Origin of the sequence: Achromobacter sp. GbtcB20, assembly GCF_019091095.1 — a bacterium.
In the GTDB taxonomy this organism is placed as follows: Bacteria; Pseudomonadota; Gammaproteobacteria; order Burkholderiales; family Burkholderiaceae_B; genus Achromobacter; species Achromobacter mucicolens.
This window is the reverse complement of record NZ_JAGXJZ010000157.1, coordinates 1-618: the sequence shown is the minus strand read 5'-3', so window position 1 is coordinate 618 and position 618 is coordinate 1. Positions and strand designations below refer to the sequence as shown.

Genomic DNA, 618 nt, shown 5'->3' with positions numbered 1-618 from the left:
ACTGGGAGGGCGTGATCGTCGCGGCGTCCGAGCAGTGCGGGCGCAACCGTCTGGCGCAGCTGGCGCCGGTGGCCGAGCTCAACCGCTGGCTGGCTGCGCCGCAGGAAGCGCAGGGCCAACGCATCCTGCTCAGCCCGCGCGCCACCCAGTCGCTGGCCGGCTGGGCCCAGGCCAATCCCGCGCAGGCGCTGACCCTGCTGGTCGGCCCCGAGGGCGGTTTCACGCGCGAGGAGGAAGACGCGGCGCTGGCCGCGGGCGCCCTGCCCCTGTCCATCGGTCCGCGCGTGCTGCGCACCGAGGCCGCCGTGCTGGCGGCCATGGCGGTGCTGGCGGGGATCTGGGGCGGGATGTAGGCCTTGCCTTGAGCGGCATTGAAGAAATTGAAAAGCCCCGCGGCAGGGATCCTGGCGCGGGGCTTTTTGCGATGCTTCGTGGGCTTAGAACGTGTAGTTCACACCCAGGCTGTAGAAGCGGCCGATGGCGCCGGCCTGGTGCAGCGACGCGTTGTACGAGGTCTGGGCGTTGGCGTTGCCGTAGGTGGCGACGTCATACGGCGGCTCCTTGTCGAACAGGTTCAGGATCGCCGCACGCAGGGTCAGGTTCTCGTTGATCTTGTAC

General features: G+C 69.6%; 2 protein-coding genes. One reads left to right on the top strand and one right to left on the bottom strand.

Annotated elements, in window-relative coordinates; genetic code table 11:
* Nucleotides 1-353: RsmE family RNA methyltransferase (locus KVT32_RS28320; protein ID WP_217619231.1), on the top strand; the 353-nt coding region annotated here is incomplete at its 5' end.
* Nucleotides 354-437: 84 nt separating this feature from the next.
* Here the strand turns inward: KVT32_RS28320 and KVT32_RS28315 are convergent.
* On the bottom strand, nucleotides 438-618 hold a 181-nt coding region (locus tag KVT32_RS28315; RefSeq protein WP_217619230.1), incomplete at its 5' end, for a TonB-dependent receptor.